Below are 24,473 nucleotides of genomic sequence, written 5' to 3'. Positions count from 1 at the left end.
TTATGCCAAATATAGTTCATGTAAACTACAACCAAACTGGTAAAAGTAAGAAAACCAATGATTTTGGTATGAGAGAAATGCAAGAACGAGCTTTTGAAGCTCGTACTGCACAACATCTATTAATTAAAGCACCACCCGCATCAGGAAAATCACGAGCATTAATGTTTATTGGTTTAGATAAGTTAGTAAATCAAGGCATACAAAAAGTAATTGTTGCTGTTCCAGAGCGTTCTATAGGTAGTTCATTTTTAAGAACTGATTTAATGAAAGAAGGTTTCTTTACCAATTGGGAACCAAATGATATTTATAATCTATGTACTCCAGGAGGAGAAGGCAGTAAAGTAAAAGCATTTAACAATTTTCTTAGTAGCGAAGAAAAAATATTAATTTGTACACACGCAACATTGCGTTTTGCTTGTGAGGGAATAGATGAAAAGATTTTCGATAATACAGTAATAGCAATCGACGAATTTCATCACGTTTCAGCAGATGGCAACAATCGTTTGGGAGAAGTACTACGCTCTATTATGGCAAAATCCAAAGCCCACATTGTTGCAATGACAGGTTCTTATTTTCGTGGTGATAGTGTTCCTGTATTATTACCTGAATTAGAAGCTCAATTCACCAAAGTGACTTATAATTATTATGAACAATTAAATGGATATGAGCATTTAAAATCATTGGGTATTGGTTATCATTTTTATCAAGGAAAATACACTTCTGCAATTGATGAAATATTAGATGAAACAAAAAAAACGATTGTACATATTCCAAGTGTAAATGCTGGTGAGTCTACAAAGGATAAATATGAAGAAGTAAATAGAATCATTGATAGTATTGGAGATTTAGAGTATCAAGATTCAAATACAGGATTATTATATGTTCGTAGTAGAAAATCGGGTATATTATTAAAAATTGCAGATTTAGTTAATGATAATCAAAAAGAAAGAGATAAAATTCAAGATTATTTGAGAGTTTCTAATAATGCAGATGATGTAGATATTATCGTTGCATTAGGTATGGCCAAGGAAGGTTTTGACTGGCCATTTTGTGAACATGCATTGACAGTAGGCTACAGAGGCTCATTGACAGAGATTATACAAATTATAGGACGATGCACTAGAGATAGTGACAACAAAACACATGCACAATTTACCAATCTTATTGCACAACCAGATGCGGAAGATGGAGAAGTTAAATTATCGGTTAATAATATGCTGAAAGCTATTACTGCCTCATTATTGATGGAGCAAGTTTTAGCGCCAAATTTCAAATTCAAACCAAAATTTCCCGATGAAGAAGAATCAGAAGAAGACGATGATGATACTATAAGAATAAAAGGCTTTAAAACACCAACATCGCAAAGAGTACAAGACATTGTGGAATCAGATATTAACGATTTGAAAGCTAAGATTCTTCAAGATGATAAAATGATTAAAGCTCTTCCTGGCAATGTTGACCCAGAAGTCATTAATACCATTTTAATTCCCAAAATTATTCGAGAAACTTATCCAGATTTAACTGAAGAACAAGTTGAAGAAGTAAGACAGTATGTTGTAGTTGATTCAGTTATTAAAAATAGCACTATTGAAACGCAAGGAGACAAACGTTTTATAAGAATGGCTGATAGTTTTGTAAATATTGATGATATTGATATTGATTTAATTGACAAAATAAATCCTTTCCAAAAAGCATTTGAAATTTTATCAAAATCAGTAACAGCATCAGTTTTCAAAGCGATTCAAGAAACGATTGACGCTACAAGAATTGAAATGACCGAAGAAGAAGCTGTTGTTTTGTGGCCAAAAATTAAAAATTGGAGAGCTAGGACAGGTGCAGAACCAAGTATTCAGTCATTTGACCCTCAAGAAAAAAGAATGGCTGAAGCTGTAATATATTTAAGAGAACAATTAAGAAAGAAGAAAGCTAATGGCTAAAAAGTTAACATTAGACGATATTTTTAACGATGATGAATTTGGACTATTAGAATCAAAAGCTAAAGTTTCAAACATAAAATCAGAGGATGAACGATTGATTGATTCGTTTCAAGAAATTAATGCCTTTTTTGAAAAGAACAAAAGAGAACCGAAAGCAGATGTTTTTGTTATTTCAGAAAGAAATTTAGGAGTTGTATTGAAAGAAATAAGAAAAAACAATAAAAAATCACAAATACTAAAACTATACGATACCTATGATTTATTAGGTAATGTAATAGTTGAAATTAATTCAATTGATGATATTTTAAATGATGATGAATTTGGTTTATTAGATACTGATGATACATTAGAAATATTTAAACTTAAAAATGTTCCAAGTTCAAAAGATAGGGAAGAAGCTGACTTCGTAGCTAGAAGAAAAGCTATGAAAGACAAAGACTTTGCGCCTTATGAACATAAGTTTAAAGAAGTTCATAAAGAATTAAGACAAGGAAAAAGAAAATTATCCGCATTCAAAGATGTAGAGCAAAATCTTGAAAAAGGCAAATATTATATCTTAGATGGGATTTTACTGTTTTTAGAAGATGATGGAATTGAGGACAGGTTAATTAAAGACCGAATTAGAAAAGATGGTCGTACCCGAATCATTTTTGAAAATGGAACAGTTAGTAATATGTATTATCGTTCATTAGCAAAATCACTTTATAATAACGGAAGAATAGTTTCTGATACTGATTCAGATTCAGAAAATGAACTGTTTAAAAATGCTAATCTGGTAAATGAGGGAGATTTAGAAACTGGTTGGATTTATGTTTTAAAATCAAAATCAAGTAACAAAGCAATTTCTGAAATTAAAGATTTATTTAAAATTGGTTTTTCTAAAGTTGATGTAAGAGAAAGAATTAAAAATGCAATTAAAGAACCTACATATTTACTTGCTGACGTTGATATTGTTTCAACATATAAATGTTACAACGTAAATCCACAGAAATTTGAGCAACTATTACATCGGTTTTTTGCTGACGTTTGTTTGAATGTAGATATTCATGATGATAAAGGAAGAAGAATTACTCCGAGAGAGTGGTTTGTTGTGCCATTTACAATAATTGATAAAGTGATTGATTTAATCTTGGACGAAACTATTGTGAATTTCAAATATGACCCTTTAAACAAAGCAATTATTAATAAATAAAACCAATACCATTATTAGATTTTTTTAAAACAAAAAAAAATGCAAGAAACAAAAATCTGGAAAGTAAATCATAATATCTTAACCGAACTCAATAAATCTAATTTGGATTATGAAGATCGAATTCATAAATGGATAGAAAATGACATAAAAATTATTCTTCCTGATGCAATTTTAATAGGCTCAAAAATTAAGACAGATCATTTTAAAGAGATTGATTTGTTAGCAATTGATAGTAGTGGTGATTTAATAATCATCGAACTAAAAAGAGGAAATACAACTAGAGATGTAGTAGCTCAAGCTTTAGACTATACTGCTTGGGCTTCGACTTTGAAAGTTGATGATATTAACTCTATTCTTCAAAAGCAAGGCCGTAAAGAAACTATTTACGAACTTTTAAACAAGAATTTTGAAGATGGTGAAGAAATTGAGATTAATGAAAATCAAAAATTATTAATAGTAGCTTCTGAAATTGATGCAATTACAGAAAGAGTGATTAACTACTTATCTACTAAGGGACTAAATATAAACGCAGTTACATTCAATTATTATAAAGATGATAATTCAGAACTGGTGGCTAGGAATTTTTTAATTAAGCGCAATGAAATCTTTAATACTACAGACGAGAATAAGCGTAATGGCAGGTTTATTACAAAACTTTTCAATGAAGGAAAATTATTAGTTGGCCACAAAGTAAAATATACTCCTTTAAATAATAAAGGAATTGAAAATGTTGCAGAAATTATTAGAAAAGGAAGTAAGTGTTTGAAAATAATTGGAACAGATGAAACATTTTCTTTTAGAGGGTTAAGAAAAAAATTCATACTCGATAATGAATTAAAAGATTATAATGCATACTTCCCATACAATCAATGGGGAGAATGGGAATTGATTGGGGAAACCGAAAATAAAGAATTAGCAGAATTATAAATGACGTGAATTCAATTAATAATAAAAGGAAATTACTATTTTTAGTTATTCTCTTTATTTATAGATTTGAATATTTTGTTTATTGCTGGTGTTTTCAAGAGTAATTTTTATAAATTTTACTCTCGTTATATTGACGAGGGTAAAATTTATTCCCGCTTTATTTTGACTGTAAATAGTTTCTAAAATACTATCAAAAATTACCGTTTATTAGTCAAAGGAATTCTCAATGATAGTTGAAATTATTTCTTCTGCTATTTCCTTAGCACCTTCATAATTGCTAAAATGAATCTCATTTTGAAACTTAGGCCAGTATTTTAATTTATTTGCTAGTTAAATAAACTAGTTCTCCCTCAACAGCTTCGATAAATTTTCTATCATTATCATATCGAGCGTTAAATATTACTACAGTAACCAATAAATTTCGATAAAGATTTTCTTTGTTTAGCCATTTGTAACCTTTATAACCATTTCTTGCGAAGCCATTTTTAATGTAGTAATTAAATGAGTTGCATCCTCTTTTAAATCTGGTTTTAATTGAATTATTAGCTTCTCCTACGTAAAGAATTTCATTCTTAAAATGAAGTATATAAAGTTTTCTTCTTTCCTTTAAAAGTGCATTGCCTTGTTTGGGATGTAATTGTAGTTTACAGGTATTGTCATCACAATCTAGAAGATTCAAATTATAATTTTCAAAGATATAATTCATTATATAAAGTAATTTTGTTTTTTCTAAATTTCAGACGTAAACTTAAATAATTTCAGCCCTGTTTTATAGCTACAATTATAGTGCGATTTTTTGGATTTGCTTTACGGAAACCTCTAATCCTTTAAAATTAATTTTCAAGAACGATACCAATAATAATTATGTGCTTTTTACTGAAATTCGGAAATTCCGAATTTGTGTATGCACACAATCTATGCCTTTTTTGAGCACAAAGCTTTTTCTCGATAACTTAATAAACCAAAAAAACCTCGATTTTCTAAAATCGAGGTTTTTTTAATTTTAAGCGAAATTTTTATTCTACATCCAAATAAGGATTCAGAACCTCAGCTAATTCATTCAGCCAATAGAAACTGTTTTCTAAATTGGTGATTTCATTTTGCAGGGTTCCTTGTTGTCTCAAAGCTCCTAAAGCAAGAACGTAATTGACTTGCCTTATAGATTTAGCCATTTCTAGCGGATCTATTGTGTTGTTGAAGAAATTCATCAGCCTGATTTCGGCTTCTTTTGAAAGGGTGTTGGTACTCATAATTTTTACGTTTAGGGAATATAAAACCCGCATAGCTAAGGTGTCCTACGCCGTAAAAAGCGTTGCAGTTGTTTCCAATACCGCCACCATACCACACGGGCAAAAGTTTAATCGAGTTCATAATTTTTACGTTTAGGACTGCAAATGTAGTAAAAAAAATACTGGCTAAATAGTGAGAAAAATAATATATTATTACGTTTTATTGGCATCGAGTTTCACTAGATTATCTTATGAAAATATTTTCCCTAGCCCTGATAGAAGCGGTATCCTTTTTCTTGCTCCTTTAGCAAGGAAAAGATACAAGCGGATAGCAGGAAATAGCTCCAGAAAAAGAAATTCCAAAATTTTAAAATTCCAAATCCCAAATTCCAAATCCCAAATTGCTTTGTCTGTTTGCTATTGCTCGGGTCCAAATTCCAAAAATCTTTTGACTTTGTTCGGGATGACAATAATAAACTCCAGAAAACGTTATTTCTAAACTTCGCCACACTCAAAGGCCACAAAACCTCAGCTTAAAACCTCCCAAAATCCTAGTAAAAACTGTATACTGTGTACAAAAACGTGTAATAATTACACACTTGAAAAACGCGTAAAGCTTCTAATTCGCTAGAAACCAGTGAAAACTAATTATGGCACAACGCTTGCAAAATGGCATTATATAAAATTCTCTCCAATAAATGAAAATGTAGCACCGGAGGGAAGCAATTAAATAAAAGCCATTAGAAAGCAATAAAAAGTAGTGTCATATGAAAAGTGAAACCCTAACATCAGAACAGTTTTATACTTCAAATTCAAATCTTAATACCGAACAAGGCTTAAACAGTTCCATTTTTCGTATTAGTAATTCAAATGTAGCTTCAAAGAAAGTAAGCGAGCGTACCAAAAGCAAGACAGGATTGTTTGTATTGGTAAGTACTTTTATCTTATTGTTTATTGGAGCTTATTCCGCTTATCATTTGCAAGCCGATTTCGATCAGTTTCAGCTGGAGCGAATAAATTCAAGCTGGGGATTTCCTTTCCTGATACTGGCAGGTGTATTGTTTGTATTTCAAGCCGGAGTTTTTTTGTATAATTTATACTTGTATTTTACTTACAAACCAATCGAATCTGTTTCGGATGAAATGTTACCAACTTGCACTGTGATTGTTCCGGCGTATAACGAAGGGAAACTGGTTTGGGATACTTTAATGAGTTTGGCAGAGAGTGATTTTCCGGAGCAAAAAATGCAAATATTAGCTGTTGACGATGGAAGTAAAGATGATACCTGGTATTGGATGCAACAAGCTAAAATAAAATTAGGAGATCGTTTGACGATTTTTCAACAACCTGAAAACAAAGGAAAGCGTCATGCTTTACACCGTGGATTCGAATTGGGAACGGGAGAAATCTTTGTTACGGTAGACAGTGATTCAATTGTAAAAAAAGATACACTAAGAAACTTAGTGAGTCCGTTTGTTGTAGATGAAAAATGTGGTGCAGTAGCCGGAAACGTTCATGTATTGAACAGCAAAAAAGCAATCCTGCCTAAAATGCTGAATGTGAGTTTTGTGATGAGTTTTGAGTTCATGCGTTCTGCGGAAAGCAGACTGGGTTCAGTGCTTTGTACTCCGGGAGCAGCAGCAGCTTATAGAAAAACTTCGGTTTTTGCTTGTCTGGACGAATGGATCAATCAAACTTTTATGGGACAGCCATCAGACATTGGTGAAGACCGTGCCATGACCAATATGATTTTGAGACAAGGGCAGCATGTGTTGTTTCAGCGAAATGCTTATGTACTTACGAATGTACCGGAAGAATATACCGGATTGTACAAAATGTTTATCAGATGGAGCAGAAGTAATGTGCGTGAGAATATCGCTATGGCGAAATATGTTTTTACAGATTTCAGAAAAGAATCTAAATTTGGAGCGAGGCTTTTATTTGTAAGTCAATCTATGAAAATGATTATGGCGTATCCGTTTTTGTTTTTTATGTTCTACTTCATTGCGATGCATCCGTTATTGTTTTTAAGTTCTACACTTTTGGCAATTTTAGTGGTATCAAGTTTCCCTGTATTGTTTTATACGAAAAGATATAATTTTGCCGATTCGCTTTGGGCGTATTCCTATAGTGTTTTCTATACTTTTAGTTTGTTTTGGATTACACCGTATGCAATTGTTACTGCCAATAAAAAAGGCTGGCTAACCCGTGGATTGGCTTAAAAAAGAAATATTGTAATTAAAGAAATAGAAATTGATTTGTTTTTTTAGAACTCCTGCTCATTTGAGTGGGAGTTTTTTGTTTTTAGAAGAATTTGGAATTTGAATTCGAGAAAGTAGGCACATGGATCAACGCAGATTTTTTTGCATTTGCTAAAGATCAGTTTGTGTCCTTATGATATTCTTTTAAGAGAATCTATATGTACCAACGTTTTCGTGAAACAGATCTGAATGATTCTTGTGCTGTTTTATAACCGCTAAGAACGCAAAGGTTTACGCAGAGATCGCTGGATAGTGATAAAACTGATTTATCCGAATGATGGAGTATAGGGAAACAATCTAAAAAATAGGCCTTGTTTCAAAAAAAACCTCTAAAGTTTTAAGTTTAGAGGTTTCAAATATTTTAAAAGCAATAACGATTATTGCTGTTCTGCAATTGTAGCTTTATTAAGTTTCAGCACTCTGATCTTTTTGTTGGTATTGTCAGACAAAAATAAACGATCATTAAGTTGTGCAACACCTACAATACTTCCAAAAGGATTTTGCCCCATAACATCAGAAGCATTTACTCTTGGGGTATAAATACGGTCTATAAATTCTGGTTTTGGATAAAGACGTAAGTAATTTGTACTTCCAACATTTTCAGAAGTTATTGCCCAGTCTTTTGTAAAGTTAATGGCGATAGGTTTAGGGGTAAAAGCAGCTATTACGGGTTTTAGAGGCTCTGTCAGCGAACTTGCCGAATTAGATTTGATGCCTGCAATATTGTAATACAAATAACTTTTAGTGTCTCTTCCTGCTACTACTAAATTTCCGGCATCTACATCCATAGAATAGATTTGGTCAAAACCGTTTAAGGTGTTTAATTTAGCAATAGGTTTTAAATTCCAATCGCTGCTTGCGGTAATCTGAGAGGTTTCGAAAACTTTAATCGAGGTTTCTTTTTCTTTTACGAATACCAATCCGTCTTTTACCACAACTCCAAACACGTGAACAAAAGTTTGCCACCACTGACCGTTTCCTACCGTGCTTATTCCGGCGTTTGTAACTTCATCCATTACAAAAAGTCTTGAATCAACACTTCCGACATATAGACGTCCGCTATCTACACAAACAGATGAAAGTTTCGTAAACGGAATTGTAGTTGCTCCTTTTGTGTAAGCGGCGATGGTTTTGATGTAAGCCATTGATGTGGCATCAAAAACTTCAAGGACATCACCATTACAAACATACAGTTTATTGTTGGCAACGGTTATTCCTTTAGGATCAAAAGTTCCAGTTCCGGATCCAATCTGAGCTGCCGTAATGGAAGCTTCTTCAGTTGGATAGTAATAATCATATTTTGTTGCTTCTTTACCGTTTGAAGAATCGTCGCTGCAACCGGCAAAAAGGCAAAGTAATACTAATAAAAAAGGTATTTTGTTCATGATAGTTTTATAGGTTATTTCCATTTTCCGTCTTCTTTATATTTTACTAAAAATGGGTTTTTTGGGTCAACTTTAAATACAGGTTTAGAATAAGTCCCTCTTAGATATTCTTTTTTCGTATATCCTTTTAATACATCAGGATCTGTAAAAGGAAGATCATTCAGGTGTATTAAATATCTATAGAATTGAGCAAACATTTCCTGTTGACCGCCTCCCTCGCCACTATTGGCTAAATTACTACTATGACTGTAACCACTATGGTGCGAATATTCGTGTGACCAAAGAGACATGTCTCCTTTCCAGTGACCAACGATATAGCCACCTTCATATTGTGAAGCTAAAGCACCTCCGCCCCAGGCAGCACCTCCGCCAACCATGGCCATGTTTAAGGTTCGGCTATCAATGTAGGTGTTATAGGCTTGTTCGATTTGGGCTTTTGTTAGATAATCGTAAACACCATCAACATCATCTGCATTTCCATGCCAGTTTAGTGCACCGTTTATGGCAGTCCCCGCTGTCGTTGCCTGCTCTTTTTTGTAGATGTCAAAATTCATGAAAGTATCATAATAGATAGGATGACTCAGAGCGTAGGAATAATTAATAATCATAGTGACCGCTTCTTTGGCTAAAACTGGATTCATCGGTAAAAACTTTTCAGGATCATCAGCAGGATTATTAAGGTGATACTGCGTGCTGAATTGTACTAATCGATTTGATTTGATTTTTTTGAATTTAGCAAATAAGGGATCCGTTGATTCTACCGAAAATTCGATTGCTCCGGAAGAGAAACCATCAATTTTATCAATGGTAACGGCTTTTCCATTTTCTAATTGATAGTCATGGGTTCCGTCTACTAAAGGAATTTGGTGCGCAGAACGGTGAAAAGCGGGAACTTTTGTGAATTCGAAAAGTAAAAATCGCTTGTCGTAGTTGGCTAACTTTGCATAGACTTTTACATCTGTAAGTCCAACCGGAGAGTAAAGAGAAATTTGTATAGAATCTTTCCCTTTTTGAATAATTTGCATGGGCTGATTAACACGGAACCAGCGGTCTTTGTTGTCATACATTTTTGAAGAACTTTCATTGTCTTCAAACATCGTCATTGGTCGGTTTTCTTTTGGTAAAGTAGTCGCATCAATGGCCGGCAAATAATTGGCTTTGTAATTATCACCTTTTGAATCATCATCGCTGCATCCGAAAAGTACACCCGCGAAAATGGCAAAAGGTAGAAAATAAGAAATGGTTTTTCTCATAGGATTAGTAGGTAAAAATGGGGTTTATATATAAAAATTTATTGTTATTTAATAGTTTTTTTAAAGTACCGTTTTGGGCAATTTTCGGGCAAAATTAAAAAAACATGTTTTATCTCATTTGTACTTTGTAACAACTGATATCGTTTATGTAATAACTGGTTGTCTGATTCATATTTTGGAGCTATCTCAGGATAGCACAATCTAAAAAATGGGCTAATATACTCAATAAAAAAATAATCCGGTCAAACGAAATGTTCGTTTTACAGTTTTAAATAGATGCTTTTCCCGAGTTTTTGTCAAAAACGAAGATAAGAATGAATTTACTTAAAGACTTTTAAATTAGTGTAAAAGCCTTTAGGTTTTGTGTAGAAAAATAGAGAGTTTGTGATTGCTATCAAGAAGTTCTTATTCCCTTATCCAGATAAAATTGACTACTAGCCAAGATGTTTTTAAAACGCACTAGTTCTGGGACCGATAACTGGTCGAATCCCAATAGGATTGATTTTTAAAGAGGATATTCGAATAGGTTTATGAATCTGTTTCCTTTTTTTATCAAAAAACATAAATAAAAGAATGTTCATTCATTTATTGTTTTATATTTGCAACAAAATATTCAGTATGAGAGTAAGAGATGTTGACAAGGAAAAATTGGTAATCGAAATGGCAATTGACCAGATTGTCCAGGAAGGATTTCAGGGTTTTAGTATGAACAAGCTCGCGAAGGCCTGTTCTATTTCTGTTGGCACACTCTATATTTATTACAAAGACAAAGATGATTTGATTCAAAAAATAGGTGCCATTATTGCGCTGAAGTTTTTTACCAGCACCGTGAAAAACTTTTCGCCCGAAATGTCATTTGAGGAAGGTTTATGGAAACAGTGGGAAAACCGCGCCAACTTTACCATGAAATATCCGAAGGAAGTTGCATTTTTTGAAATTGTCAAACATTCACCTCATTCAGAAATCATTCTGGATTCTATTCAGGAGTTTGCAGATTTTAGAAGGATTATGAAAATGTTTATTGATAATGGCTTACGCAATAACGAGCTGATTCCGATGACATTTGAGGCTTTTTGGTGTGTTGCCTACGGGCCTTTGTATACCTTATTAAATTTACATACTGAAGGGAAGAGTATGGGAGGAAAGCCCTTTAAACTTACCCGGGAAATTATGAAAGAAGCCTTTCAGGTCACTGTAAAAGGACTAAAACCATGAAAAATTATGGAAACAAATTTAAATACAATACATATTTTTAAAACAAATATTGGGGATCAGGATCCCAATTGTCCCATTCGTCATAAACTTAATAATCATTCAGACATTCAACAATGGAGCATTGACTGCGAAGATGTTGATTGTGTACTCAGGATTGTTTCGAAAACATTACAACCCGAAACAATTATCGGTATGGTCACAGAATTTGGCCATGAATGCCAGGAGTTAGACTAAACTAATACATTTATAAAGAATGAAAAAAAACACTATAGAAAGCACGGCTTTCTCTACAAATCAAAAAATCATTATTGCGATACTGGCACTTTTACAGTTTACCGTTATACTTGATTTTATAGTTATTTCACCACTTGGTGATATTTTAATGAAAACGCTTGATATGACAACGGCTAACTTTGGTTTTACTGTTTCTGCCTATGCTTTTAGTGCCGGAATCTCAGGATTGCTGGCAGCAGGTTTTGCTGATAAATTTGATCGTAAAAAACTCCTGATTTTCTTTTATACAGGATTTATTATCGGTACCATTTTCTGTGCTCTTTCTACAAGCTACACGATGCTACTTTTAGCAAGAATCGTTACCGGACTTTTTGGTGGCGTCATAGGCTCTGTTTCTTTGGCAATTGTAACCGATTTATTTATAATTCATCAAAGAGGACGCGTTATGGGGGTTATTCAAATGGCTTATGCCGCAAGTCAGATTTTAGGAGTACCACTTGGACTGTATTGTGCAAATCATTGGGGCTGGCATTCTTCTTTCCTGATGATTGCAGTTTTAGGCCTAATTATTTTGCTGGTGATTATCACACAAATGCCCGCAATAACGAAACATTTAGAATTACAATCAGATAAAAGCCCGTTTTTGCATCTTTGGCATACCTTAAGTAATAAGAGTTATCAACTTGGTTTTACGGCTATTGCATTACTTTCGGTTGGCGGTTTTATGCTACAGCCATTTGGAAGTGCTTTTTTAGTAAACAATCTAGGTATTAGTCAGTTGGATTTACCAATGGTATTTTTCTTAACCGGACTTTCTGTATTGTTTATAATGCCTATTGTTGGAAAATTAAGTGATAAAGTAAATAAGTTCTGGTTGTTTACAGCAGGATCAGTACTTTCGATTATTATGATCATCATTTATACGAATCTTACTCCTATACCATTGTGGCAAATTGTAGTACTTACTATGATTATGTTTATGGGAATTATGAGCCGTATGATTCCTGCAACGACTTTAAATACGGCTATTCCGGAAATGAAAGATCGTGGAGCTTATATGTCTATAACTTCTTCAATGCAGCAAATTGCAGGAGGAATCTCAGCGGTTTGTGCCGGATTTATTGTGCATCAGAAAACAAAAACAGCTCCCCTGGAAAACTATGATATTTTAGGATATGTAATTGCGGTGATTACACTTTTGACAATATTTTTGATATGGAGAGTAAATAAGCTGGTGCAGTCAAAAGATACAGCTGATCTTACCGTTACTACAGAAAAACTAGAAATTTAATCTTTTACCTTTTAATCATGAGAAAGCTTGTCTGTTGAAGACAAGCTTTTTTTGTATAAGCATTTTAGATAGAATTATAATCGAAAAGTAGTTTCTGCCTGATCAATAAAAATTATGAATATTAATTCAACGCTGATTTAACGGATTCGCTATCGCGAAGACACTGATAAAAACGGATTTTAAAATTAAAAATCTTTTAAATGAGGAAAGAATCCGTTTTCATTCGCGTTTTACGAAGTAAACCCGTTTTATCCGCGTCGAATAAAAGGAAGTATTTAAAACAATACTATCTGTTCTTTGTTGTACCACTAAACTGGGAGTCGATGATTAAGGTTTAATTTTTCTATTCCAATACATATACACCGAAAAAGCGTTTATAATAGCCAGTGTCCATAAAATTGGACTGGTGAAAAAGCTCTCATAACTTCGTCCTTCGGGAATTTCAACAAAAGGAACGGTTATCAAAACGTCCAAAAACAATGCTGTTCCTGACATTAATACTCCAAGTGTAAGACCATTGGTGCCGTATTTTTTCTGATAATAAAATTTTGCACCAACTATGGCGTAAAAAATAATAAGTACCATAACGATTGCGGCTTGTATTAGAAAATAATCTTTAAGAAGTGGAGTATTACCTAAAAGATAAAAAGAAATACTAACGCACAACCAAACTATAAACCCTGAAAATATTCCTCTGCTATATTTCATAATCTTAGTTTTAGGAGTTCCAGATTGCTGTCTTAGCTGTTTCTTTTGCGTAAACAGAAAAATCCTTTGCTTTTCTTCCCAGAATATTTTCTATATCTGAGGTGATACTCGAATTTCGGCCATCCAAAACTTGTTCAAAAAGATAGTTGATCAGCCAGATATGATCTTCCGGAACCTGATACTCCTGTAATAGCTGAATGTATTCTTCTAAAGATAATCCCTGAAAAGTAATATTTCGGCCGCTGGCATCGGCAATTTCGTTTACGGCTTGTTTGAAAGTCAGTAATCTGGGACCAGTCAGTTCGTACGTTTTTCCGTTGTGTTTGTCCTCTAAAAGAGCTGCGGTCACAACGTCGGCAATATCGTCGGCATCGGTAAAAGGTTCCAGTGCTTCAGCTCTTGGTAAGGCAACAATTCCGGCTAATATGGGATCTAGAAAGAAACTTTCGCTAAAGTTTTGATTGAACCAGCTGGCTCGAACAATGGTCCAGTTTTTAGCTGTAGACTTCACGATGTCCTCGCAGAGCTGTGCTTCTTTTTCCCCTCTTCCGGAAAGTAAAACCATTTTTTGAATACCTGATTTTGTAGCAAGACGCGTAAAATTCTGAATAGTATCCACCGCCGATGGAATGGCTAAATCAGGCTGAAAAGTAATATAAACCGTTTCGATGCCCTGAAGAACAGTCTCCCAAGTTTCCGGTTTTTCCCAGTCGAATGGTAGCTTTTCATTTCGAGAACCCAAACGGACTTCGATACCATTAATTTGTTCTAATCTTTCGACTACTCTGCGTCCTGTTTTCCCATTTGACCCCAGGACTAAAATTTTCGTATTTTTCATATCAGTTTTTTTTAAATGATTACTGATACAAAGTTGTTTAGATTAAAACGGAATCATTTGTCTGAAAAGAATTATGATTTGTTTGAAAAGAATTGTTGCCGAACTTCATTTGGACGCATACCAAATTTTTTATGAAAGGCATTCGAAAAAGAACTCAAACTGTCATAACCAACTTCCCAAGCCGATTCCTGAACTGTTTTTTCGTTGTCACGAAGTAATTCGTAAGCTTTGTGAAGTCTTTCTTCCTGAACAAATTTGAAGACGGGGATTCCAAAAAGCTCTTTAAAATTCTTTTTTAGTTTATTGCTGTTTAAACCTACCATTTGTGATAATTGTGTGATCGATGGCGGTTTCGAATAGCTATTGGTTACAATTTCTTTTGCCTTAAAAAGCTTGTTTTTATCAATTTCCGAAAGGTCAACTTTGGTACCTGTTGCCAGAAGCGCATAGAAATGGGCCAAAAGCTCATTGATCTGACTTTTTAAAAACAACAATCTTGTATTGCCGGTATATGTTGTGTTGAAAATTTTCTGAACAGCCAATTGCATTTCCAAGGTCATATAAAAGGAAGGGCCCTGAACAAAATGTTCTTGCGGATTTAATAATTCCGGAAGATAATTCTCGAAAATTTCTTTTTCTGCCTGAGGCAAAGAACTTAAATGTTTTGGTTTGGTAAAGATACTAATGGACTGCAAAGGTTTGTCCGGTTCTATTTTATGAGAGAACGCTACCTTTTGATTGCCAAAAAAACAAATTGCCAAGCCGGTTGTATTGGTCAGGTATTTAGTCTGATCGTTATGTTTGATCTCCAGTTCGACATTGCCGGAACCATAAAAGGCAAAGCCAACAGCATCTCCGTCGATTTCACATTGCTGTATGAAAGGTTTGGAGGTGTTGGATTGTTCGATTAAAACGATAAAATCATTTAATTCTATAATGTCTGTTGTCATTGGTTTTTAATGGTTTGACTCAAAATGGGCTGAAAAGTTACCAATTTTTTTTTAATATGGGTCATTCCTACGGAATTCAAATGTTGTGTCGGTTTTATTTTCAACGGATTAAAAATCCGTTGTTACAATATCGGTCGTTCCTCCGGAACTATATGAAATTTTGATGATCTGTTTGTTTTATTTTGGAATGGATTTTAATCCATCCCTACAATATGAGTCGTTCCTTTGGAACTTTATGGAATTTTGATGTTGTGTTTGCTTTTATTTTCGATGAATTAGAATCCGTTGTTACAAGATGAGTTGTTCCGTCAGAACTTTTTGAAAGTGGTAAATAGCTTTTTTTGCAAAAGAGCCATTGGCTCGACCAATATTGTAGGGATGGATTTTAATCCATCCAATAATAAATTTGTCGGAGCATTTGAATTCCGTAGGAATGGCACATATTAAAAACGCCAATCTACACATTTCATTTTGTTTTGATTGTGAAAGTATTGGGTGAATTTTAAAATCAAAAAACCTCCCCAAAAAATAATTTGAGGAGGCCCCTTTTTAAGCAGGTGATCTTGCAATCGACCAACTTGTGAACAAAATAAAGGTACTATATTGAATGAGTGAGCTAAAATTCCCAGCGCACGAAAGCTTCCATTGCGGCGTAGCGCGACAAACCTAATTGATTGTATAATTGAGCTGTTTCGCTGTTTCGGTCCTCGGCTCTTTGCCAAAACTCTCTGGCGTCGGTTCCCTGAAAGACAACACCGTCTTTTTGAGATTGATGTTTGAAGATTCCGTGGCGTTTTTCGAGCACTTGATCGGGGCTCATGGGTACCGCCATTTCGACCTCATCGATTCCCCATTCCTGCCATGCCCCACGATACAGCCAGACCCAGCAATCATTTATAAAAGGTTTTGGTTTCAGTGCTTTTACAGCTTCAAAGATCGCGTCAAGACATACTTTATGCGTTCCGTGCGGATCGGCTAAATCTCCTGCGGCATAGATTTGGTGTGGTTTGATTTTTTCAATTAAATCGATAGTCAGTTGAATATCTTCCTTGCCTAAAGGTTTTTTTTCAATCGTCCCGGTTTCGTAAAAGGGAAGTTCCATAAAATGAATCTGTTCGTCCGGTAAGCCTACAAAATGACTGGTGGCACGTGCTTCACCTTTTCGGATTAATCCTTTTAAATGCCGAACTTCCGGAATATCTATTTCACTTGCTTTTTTATTTTTTAAAAGGTTTAAGGCCTTTTTGTAGATGTCTTGGGCTTCAGTATTTTTTATTCCAAACTTGTCATTGTAATCGCAAACAAATCGGGCAAATCTAAGGGCTTCATCATCAGCAACGGCAATATTACCAGAGGTTTGATAGGCAACATGTACTTCGTGTCCTTGCTGCTGAAGGCGCATAAAAGTTCCACCCATACTGATAATGTCATCATCTGGATGCGGACTAAATATCAAAACTTTTTTTCTGGCTGGTTCTGCTCTTTCCGGGCGATTAGTATCCTCAGCATTTGGTTTGCCTCCCGGCCAGCCTGTAATTGTATTTTGAAGTTTGTTGAATATTTTGATGTTGATGTCGTATGCCGGACCTGAATCGGCCAGTAAGTCGCTCATTCCGTTCTCGATATAGTCGGCATCGGTAAGCATCAAAATTGGTTTTTTTAAATCCAGTGCCAATCCTAAAACTGCTTTTCGGATTAGTTTATCAGTCCAGACAATTTTTTCGACCAGCCAGGGTCTGTTGATACGGGTTAGTTTTGAGGAAGCTTCTCTGTCCAGCACAAAAATGGCATTGTTGTGTTCCTGTAAAAATGAAGCCGGAATTTGATTGGTCACTTCTTCTTCAACCGATTTTTTAATGATATTGGATTTCCCTTCTCCCCAGGCCATTAAAACGACCTGTTTGGCTTCCATTATTTTTTTGACTCCAAGTGTAATGGCCGTTCTTGGCGTGTTGCTTAGACCCGAAAAATCTCCGCTGGCTGCGACTCTTGTAATATGATCCAGTGCTACCAGTCGTGTTTTGGAGTTTTGTAACGATCCGGATTCATTAAATCCAATATGACCGTTTCCGCCAATTCCAAGAATTTGCAGATCGATGCCCCCCAAAGCTTCGATTTTGGCTTCGTAATTGTGGCAGTAATCAGCAATTTCTTCTTTGGATAATGTTCCGTCAGGGATATGGTAGTTTTCAGGTAAAATATCCACCTGATCCAACAGCAACTCTTTCATAAATCGAACGTAGCTGTTGATGGAGTCCGGTTCCATCGGATAATATTCATCCAGATTGAAAGTAATTACGTTTTTAAAACTTAAGCTTTCTTCTTTGTGCAAACGAACCAGTTCGGCATACAAACCTTTCGGAGAAGAACCTGTGGCTAAGCCTAATATACAGGATTCGTTGTTTTTTTGTTTCGATTGAATTAGCGCTGCGATTTGTTGTGCTACTGCTTTCGAGGCTTCCGTTGAATTTTCGAAAACAACTGTATTGATATTTTCAAATCGTTTCTCGAAGCCCGTTGCTTTATCTATGGTGCTTTTTATCATTTTAATTTATTTTTGACCTTTTTAAATTTGCTGTTCAAAGGTTTAGATAACTATTCTTCATTAGAAGGTTTTCCTATTGTCGCTAATATTCCACCGTCAACATACACAATATGACCGTTTACAAAATCACTTGCTTTTGAACTTAAAAAGATCGCAGCTCCTTGTAAATCGTCAGGATCTCCCCAACGTCCTGCGGGAGTTCTTCCCATAATAAATTCATTAAACGGGTGTCCGTTTACTCTGATAGGTGCTGTTTGGCTTGTGGCAAAATAGCCCGGGCCAATTCCGTTAGTCTGAATGTTGAATTTTGCCCATTCGGTAGCCATATTTTTGGTTAGCATTTTTAGTCCGCCTTTGGCAGAAGCGTAAGCACTTACAGAGTCTCTTCCCAGTTCGCTCATCATCGAACACATATTGATGATTTTTCCTCCTCCACGGGCAATCATTCCTTTTGCTACATTTTTAGATACAATAAAAGGTCCGGTTAAATCTACTTTTATTACTGCTTCAAAATCGGCAACTTCCATTTCTATGATTGGAGTTCTTTTGATAATTCCGGCATTATTGATTAAAATATCGATCGGACCTACTTCAGCTTCAATTTTGCTGATGGCGGCAATTACAGCAGCTTCGTCTGTTACATCAAATAAGTATCCGAAGGCCTCAATTCCTTCTGATTTGTATTCTGCAATTGCATTATCAACAGCTTCTTGTGAGGAATGGTCGTTTACAACAATTTTTGCTCCTGCATGTCCAAGTCCTTTGGCCATAGCCATTCCTAAACCATGAACTCCTCCTGTAATGAGTGCCGTTTTTCCCGTTAAATCAAATAAGTTAATTGACATTTTTGTTTGTTTTTGGTTATTAGTAATTTTAATTTGTTTTCGTCTTGTATGTTCATGTAAACACGTAGAAACATAGGTTTTTTGGAACTAAAAGAATACTAGAGAGAAACTCATTTCTTTCTCATAGTTCTTTGTGTTTTATTTCGAGTGAAACGTCTTTGATACGTCATGTAAACTATGTTTCTATGTGTTAAAAAAATAAACACAAAGTTGTTTTACTGCTATTTTACACTGATCGTTAAAGGGTTTTTCAGCTCTTCATTAAAATGATCGAGGTAATTGAACCATTGTTTGTCCGAAGTAATTTTTCCGGCCTTGTCCCAGGCTGCACCAGTATAATAGACAAGGGGTTCATTATTTCTGACAGTGGTTTGGGTGAGTAATTGCTCTTTGGTTACCCACATTGCATTTGCCGGAGTTGTTAGTATGGAACCTATTCCGGTAGTACCCTCCTTATCAAAAGCTGGTTCCCAATATCCCATTATTCCTTGTTGTTCGTTTAAGGAAAGAATACCTGCTTTTTCCCGTTTGATAATTCCAACAACAACCGGTAATGGATTTTTATCATCAAACGTGTAAATATTCTCAATTCGATTAAGATGTGAACCGGCATCTATAGAAATGATTTTTGTGGCTTTAACTTTTATACCGCCGGCATTCCATGTATCAAAAGTGAGCTGGAAAGTGGTGCGTAAAGGCCCTTTATCCAGTATTTTCCATTGGTGATAATTGCCCGAATATCGGATGGTATCTTTTACATAGGGAGCCATATTTCCTGCTCCTAAAGTGTGCCCCACATGATAATAGTCTAATCCATCACCATGATCGATGTGATAATCGTTACGTTTGTAGCGATCGTTTACGACTAATTTATCGGCTCTTTTTACCCATACATCATAACCGTAAGCATCACCTTCTGTTTTTTCGAGAGCCTTTCCATAGGCACGGAAAGCAATTTTATCATTTTCCCAGGCAAAATCATCCAAACGTTCCGGGACATAACGGGCAAAGGTTTTCACAGCGAAAGGTTCCGGTTTCCCTTTTTGAATGGAAAGATTCAGCGTTGATTTTGCTTTTAGATCAATTTGAACAAGTAGATTTTGAATAGCGGTATTCCCACGATGTTCTAACTGATACGAGATCTGTTTTTTAGTGAGGGTATTTAATACGACAAAGTTAGCCGTGTCAATTTGCGGATAGGAGGAAAGGACCGTTTTCCAGGGGATGGCTACAACCGTTTCTTTGCGATCTAAAACCGAAGTATTGTGAAGGATCACGGTTGCTTTGGTTTGTGCAGTTATAGTAATCGGCAAAACGAGAATCACTAGTAAGAGGAGTTTCATTATTTTCATAAAGGGTATTTTAATTTTTAAACGTTGATTTGGGATTGGTTTTTTTCAATAAAACAGTTCAGTTAAGGCATAGTTTGGGCCTTCCTGTTCCAGAATGAATGTTTCATCTGGACAGGATTATGATTTTCAAAACTGAAATCAGGGATTGTTTTGAGGTTTTTTTTAAACCTTATTTTAGCTGATGGCTAACGTTGTAGTATCAGGTTTTAGTGGTCTTGTTTTGTTCTTTTTGCATGGTATAGTCGTTTGTGTTGTTGTAATCATTCTTGTGTATTGTCGATTTTCGCCAAATACTCGCTTGGCATACAGCCATAATGTTGTTTAAAGGCCGTAGAGAAATAAGAAGGCGAGTTGAAGCCGCACATATACGTAATCTGTGCAATGGTGTAACGTTTGCTCTGCATTAGCTCAACTGCTTTTTTAAATCGGATTCTCTTGATAAAGTCCATAGCCGATTCTCCTGTAATGGCTTTTAGTTTTAAATACAGATTCGATCGACTCATTCCGATTTCTTTACTAAACTGATCCACCGAAAACTCAGAGTTCGCCAAATGGTCTTCTACAATACGAATGGCCTGTTTTAAGAACTCCTCGTCCAGGGTATTAAAAGCAATATTTTCAGGAACCATTTCTTTTCCAACGGAGTAATATTCTTTCAGTCGTTTGCGGGAGCGCAACAGATTGGTGATTTTCGCTGCCAGTAAAGGTGTCGAAAAAGGTTTTGTAATATAATCGTCGGCACCCATCTCGAGCCCTTTCAGTTGCTGACTGGTTTCGGTTCTTGCTGTTAAAAGCATCAATGGAATATGCGACGTATTGATGTTTTGTTTGACGCGCTTGCAAAAATGCAGGCCATCCAGTTCGGGCATCATGACATCGCTGATGATCAGGTCAAATGGCTGAATTTCGAGAAGTTCCAGCGCCATTTGCCCGTTGTAGGCCACGGTAACGTCGTATATTTTACTGAAATAGTCCTGCAAATAATCTAAAATCTCCCTGTTGTCATCCACAATTAGAAGTTTAACGGGCTGATTGGTTTCGATTATCTCATTTTCTTCGGGCAGTAAAGCATCTTCATTTTCAAGGTCATTATCTGACAGTATAGACAAGTCATAAGCAGACTCTTCAACGTGCTGATCGTTTTTGTAAGCAGCATCCGAAATCGGAATGGTTACGGTAAAAATGCTTCCTTCCTGCATTTTACTTTCGGCGGTAATTTCACCATGATGCAATTCGACCAGGCGTTTGGTAAAGGCCAAACCAACACCGGAACCCAAATTCATTTCGCGATTGTTTACCTGATAAAAACGGTCGAAAACCTTAGATAAATCTTCCGCACTAATTCCGACCCCCGTGTCAGTGACTTTTATTTGTACCGTATCATTTTTCTTCAATAACGTTACCGTAATGTTTTGCCCTGTCTTAGTGTATTTAAAGGCATTGGATAAAAGATTGAACAGGATTTTCTCCATTGCATCTTTATCAAAATAAAACGGCAATTGGGGTTCTTCAGAATGATAGGTGTAGTGAATGCTGTTTTTCTCCGAAAGCGGTTTAAAAGATTCAAAAATTTCTTGTGTGAAGTTCACAATATCACCCTTGCCTACTTTTAGTTGGCGGGTTCCCATTTCGGTTTTTCTAAACTCAAAAAGTTGATCGACCAAATTATAGAGTCTTTTGGCATTGATAAACATTAATTCATGTTTCTTTTTGGAAACTTTATCGGTAAACGGCATTTTTAAGAGTTCTTCCAGGGGCGCTAAGATCAGGGTTAAGGGCGTTCTTAATTCATGGGAAACATTGGTAAAGAAATCCATTTTGACCTGATTGATGTAGTTTACGCGTTCTTTATCGATTCGTTCCAGTTTTAATTGCTGCACGGCTTTTATTCTTTCTTTTATGATTTTAAAACCAATATAGGCTGCAGTACCAATAATGGTTAGTAACAATAGTGAAAACCAAATGGTTTTGTACCATGGCGGAAGAATGGCAATTTTTAGGTTTCGAACCGCACTCATTTCTCCATTTGGACCAATGGCTTTGATTTGGAAGTTGTATTTTCCTGCGGGCAAGTTGCTGTAGCTTACTTTTAATTCATCTGTTCGCTGCCAGTCCTTGTCGATTCCGTCCAACTTGTAATAATAATAAGTTCGATTGGAAGAAATGTAATTAAACGTATTAAAAAAGAGGCTGAATTGTTTGTATTCAGGTCCAATTTCTAATTCACTGATCTGGTCAATATGTTCTTCGAGTATGTCGGTATCATCACCAACAGCAACAGTTTTATTTAATACTTCTAAAGCGGTAAAACTTAGTTTTAAAGGAAGTGGCTGCTGTTTTACCATGGCAGGATAGAAATAAGAGAGCCCTTTAATTCCGCCAAAAAGCAACATGCCGTCTTTGGCTTTACAAAATGCATAATCGTTGAACTGCTTGTTTTGTAAACCGTCACTTTCATCAAAAGTCTGTACAAAACCATTGTCTGGATTAAATTTGATTAATCCGCTGTTAGTTGAAATCCACAAACTTCCTTCATCGTCGGGAATAATGCCGTAAATAGTTTCTTTGACAAAATCTTTTCGGGCTTTAATCGTTTTGAAAGATTCCTGAGTTTCATCATACAAACGCAATCCTTCACGGGTGCCAATCCAGATTCTGTGTTTTGAATCTTCGGTGACACAGTTTACAATATCATCACTTAACTTGCCATGACCAATAGCCGCAAATAAATTGGTGTCCGGATAAAAAAGTGTTACGCCATTAGTGGTTCCAATCCAGATTCGGTGTTTGCTGTCCTCAAAAAGAAATGTAATATCATCTGATGCAAGTCGCTTTCCGGCCTTGTCCAGGTGGATGTGTGTAAAGGATTTTGTTTCCGGATGAAACTGGTCTAAACCTGATCGGGTACCCACCCAGATACGGCCTTTAGAATCTTTTAATAAACTATAAACCAGATCGCCTGCAATTGTGTTGGGATTGTTTTCGTCATGGCGAAAACGTTGTGCAAAACCGGTATTCGGGTTGAGTACATTTAATCCGCCATTGTGCGTACCAATTAATACATTTCCGCTACCATCAAATTCGATGGCTTTGATATTGTTCGAACTTAAACTGTTTGGGTTGTTTTCGTTATTCGAAAAATAACTGATTGTATTGGCATTCTTATTCCAGTAATTTACACCTTTGTCATTACTTCCAATCCAAAAATTGCCTTTTGTATCTTGTTTGATTACACCAATAACCTCATCATTTAAAGAAGGTTTCCCGGAGTTCTGACTTAACAGATTGAATTTAATATCGTTTTTATGATAATAATTTAAACCTCCGTAATAAGTTCCCAGCCAGATTCCGTTTTGTTTGTCTCTAAAGAAACAGCGAACAGAGTTTTGACTGATGGTATAAGGCTGTGATATTTGATGGTAATAGTTGCTGAAAGCATTGGTTTTAGGATTAAAAATAGTAAGCCCCTTAAAAGTTCCGAGCCAGATATTTCCTTCCGTATCTTTTCCAACACATCGAATATTGTTGTCAGCAGTACTGTTAACTCCAGTCGTGTGGAGCAGAGATGTAACCTGACCATTTGTGGCATTGTATCGAATTACACCTTCGCCTTCGGTGGCTACCCACAGCTGCTTACCATCGACATAAACAGCATTGATATAAGGTTTTTTAGCCCCCAGATTAATTCTTATCAGCTGATGTGAATTAGGGTTTAGTTTAAAAAGACCAACATCTGTTCCCAGAATTATTTGTTTTTGCCAAAGACCGATGTAGGCAATTTTTTTGATTTCGTATGAAGAGGCATTAAATCGGATGGCTGTAAAATTTTGCTCATCGGGATCCAGCATAAAAACTTCACCGGTAATTGAGGTAGCCCAGATTTTGTGTGTACTATCTTCTGTTATCGAAGAGATGTACCATTCGCCAATACTTCGTGGAAGTTTGTAATTGGTGAAGCTGTCGGTATTGTAATTGTAAACACTAATTCCCTGATTACCGCCCACCCATAGTTGCCCCTTATGATCGGTAAACAAGCTTCGGATGTAGTACGATTGCAAACTGTTTTTAACGTTCCTGATCGGGCGATACACTTTAAAACCCTTACTGTCATAACGATTTAGCCCGTCCTGCGTACCAATCCAGATAAAACCCAGTGTATCCTGCGCAATGGCAAAAACAGAACTTTGCGAGAGACCCTTATCAACCGAAATCGTACGGAAGTATCTATCCTGTACCTGAGCCTGACTTTTAGCGGTAAAAAGTAAAAGATAGAAAAGCACAGCTATGACAATCGTTTTCTTCATGAAGGTT

At 35.6% G+C, this 24,473-nt stretch carries 18 protein-coding genes; 7 read left to right on the top strand and 11 right to left on the bottom strand.

The features are described 5' to 3' along the window. Positions 1 to 2 precede the first annotated feature (2 nt). From AC3IS6_RS21235 to AC3IS6_RS21225, 3 genes are read left to right on the top strand one after another with little or no spacing between them, the layout of a single operon-like run. Complete coding sequence (locus tag AC3IS6_RS21235) at positions 3 to 1,937, top strand: DEAD/DEAH box helicase (protein WP_489162308.1); 1,935 nt, start codon at positions 3 to 5, stop codon at positions 1,935 to 1,937. Beyond that, positions 1,930 to 3,129, top strand: a complete 1,200-nt coding sequence (locus tag AC3IS6_RS21230) for a GIY-YIG nuclease family protein (RefSeq protein WP_489162306.1) — start codon at positions 1,930 to 1,932, stop codon at positions 3,127 to 3,129. Before AC3IS6_RS21235 ends, AC3IS6_RS21230 begins: the two co-directional genes overlap by 8 nt. 39 nt (positions 3,130 to 3,168) lie before the next feature. After that, positions 3,169 to 4,056 (top strand): hypothetical protein, encoded by an 888-nt coding sequence (locus AC3IS6_RS21225; protein ID WP_489162304.1) that lies wholly within the window; start codon positions 3,169 to 3,171, stop codon positions 4,054 to 4,056. A 319-nt stretch (positions 4,057 to 4,375) separates the two neighbouring features. Here the strand turns inward: AC3IS6_RS21225 and AC3IS6_RS21220 are convergent, their stop codons facing one another. After that, a complete protein-coding gene (locus AC3IS6_RS21220) occupies positions 4,376 to 4,762 on the bottom strand; it encodes a hypothetical protein (RefSeq protein ID WP_489162302.1) in 387 nt (128 codons plus the stop codon). A 310-nt stretch (positions 4,763 to 5,072) separates the two neighbouring features. Further along, on the bottom strand, positions 5,073 to 5,306 hold the full coding sequence (locus AC3IS6_RS21215) for a hypothetical protein (RefSeq protein ID WP_489162300.1): 234 nt from the start codon (positions 5,304 to 5,306) through the stop codon (positions 5,073 to 5,075). A 746-nt stretch (positions 5,307 to 6,052) separates the two neighbouring features. Here AC3IS6_RS21215 and AC3IS6_RS21210 point away from each other — a divergent pair. Continuing rightward, complete coding sequence (locus tag AC3IS6_RS21210; protein ID WP_281921020.1) at positions 6,053 to 7,507, top strand: glycosyltransferase family 2 protein; 1,455 nt, start codon at positions 6,053 to 6,055, stop codon at positions 7,505 to 7,507. Positions 7,508 to 7,923: 416 nt separating this feature from the next. On the opposite strand, the gene AC3IS6_RS21205 is transcribed toward AC3IS6_RS21210, so the two are convergent. Beyond that, positions 7,924 to 8,955, bottom strand: a complete 1,032-nt coding sequence (locus tag AC3IS6_RS21205; protein ID WP_489162298.1) for a hypothetical protein — start codon at positions 8,953 to 8,955, stop codon at positions 7,924 to 7,926. After that, complete coding sequence (locus AC3IS6_RS21200) at positions 8,946 to 10,184, bottom strand: hypothetical protein (RefSeq protein ID WP_489162296.1); 1,239 nt, start codon at positions 10,182 to 10,184, stop codon at positions 8,946 to 8,948. The genes AC3IS6_RS21205 and AC3IS6_RS21200 overlap by 10 nt, the downstream gene beginning before the upstream one ends. Before the next feature lie 618 nt (positions 10,185 to 10,802). Here AC3IS6_RS21200 and AC3IS6_RS21195 point away from each other — a divergent pair. Genes AC3IS6_RS21195 through AC3IS6_RS21185 form a run of 3 tightly spaced genes read left to right on the top strand, consistent with a single transcriptional unit; the run spans position 10,803 to position 12,924 of the window. Further along, entirely contained in the window at positions 10,803 to 11,399 is a 597-nt protein-coding gene (locus AC3IS6_RS21195) for a TetR/AcrR family transcriptional regulator (RefSeq protein ID WP_489162294.1), read from the top strand. Positions 11,400 to 11,405: 6 nt separating this feature from the next. Further along, on the top strand, positions 11,406 to 11,633 hold the full coding sequence (locus AC3IS6_RS21190; protein WP_489162293.1) for a hypothetical protein: 228 nt from the start codon (positions 11,406 to 11,408) through the stop codon (positions 11,631 to 11,633). Positions 11,634 to 11,652: 19 nt separating this feature from the next. After that, the gene (locus tag AC3IS6_RS21185; RefSeq protein WP_489162291.1) at positions 11,653 to 12,924 is read left to right on the top strand and encodes an MFS transporter; all 1,272 of its coding nucleotides are present in this window, start codon (positions 11,653 to 11,655) and stop codon (positions 12,922 to 12,924) included. 327 nt (positions 12,925 to 13,251) lie between these two features. On the opposite strand, the gene AC3IS6_RS21180 is transcribed toward AC3IS6_RS21185, so the two are convergent. The 7 genes from AC3IS6_RS21180 to AC3IS6_RS21150 all read right to left on the bottom strand — a co-directional run bounded on the left by AC3IS6_RS21180 (position 13,252) and on the right by AC3IS6_RS21150 (position 24,466). Then, positions 13,252 to 13,632 carry a DUF5367 family protein gene (locus AC3IS6_RS21180; protein ID WP_489162289.1) on the bottom strand — a complete coding sequence of 127 codons (381 nt, stop codon included), beginning with the start codon at positions 13,630 to 13,632 and terminating at the stop codon, positions 13,252 to 13,254. A 10-nt stretch (positions 13,633 to 13,642) separates the two neighbouring features. Continuing rightward, positions 13,643 to 14,470, bottom strand: coding sequence for an SDR family oxidoreductase (locus AC3IS6_RS21175; protein WP_489162287.1), 828 nt, complete (start codon positions 14,468 to 14,470; stop codon positions 13,643 to 13,645). A gap of 71 nt (positions 14,471 to 14,541) precedes the next feature. Next, complete coding sequence (locus AC3IS6_RS21170) at positions 14,542 to 15,420, bottom strand: helix-turn-helix domain-containing protein (RefSeq protein ID WP_489162285.1); 879 nt, start codon at positions 15,418 to 15,420, stop codon at positions 14,542 to 14,544. Positions 15,421 to 16,036: 616 nt separating this feature from the next. Next, the gene (gene nagB, locus AC3IS6_RS21165; RefSeq protein WP_489162284.1) at positions 16,037 to 17,965 is read right to left on the bottom strand and encodes a glucosamine-6-phosphate deaminase; all 1,929 of its coding nucleotides are present in this window, start codon (positions 17,963 to 17,965) and stop codon (positions 16,037 to 16,039) included. A 50-nt stretch (positions 17,966 to 18,015) separates the two neighbouring features. Beyond that, positions 18,016 to 18,810 carry a gluconate 5-dehydrogenase gene (locus AC3IS6_RS21160; protein ID WP_263361638.1) on the bottom strand — a complete coding sequence of 265 codons (795 nt, stop codon included), beginning with the start codon at positions 18,808 to 18,810 and terminating at the stop codon, positions 18,016 to 18,018. A gap of 221 nt (positions 18,811 to 19,031) precedes the next feature. Continuing rightward, a complete protein-coding gene (locus tag AC3IS6_RS21155; protein WP_489162282.1) occupies positions 19,032 to 20,162 on the bottom strand; it encodes a BT3233 family polysaccharide utilization protein in 1,131 nt (376 codons plus the stop codon). 260 nt (positions 20,163 to 20,422) lie between these two features. After that, a complete protein-coding gene (locus tag AC3IS6_RS21150; protein WP_489162280.1) occupies positions 20,423 to 24,466 on the bottom strand; it encodes a hybrid sensor histidine kinase/response regulator transcription factor in 4,044 nt (1,347 codons plus the stop codon). Positions 24,467 to 24,473: the final 7 nt, after the last annotated feature.

Source organism: Flavobacterium sp. KH_035, assembly GCF_057839565.1.
This window is presented reverse-complemented; position numbering and strand designations above follow the sequence as displayed.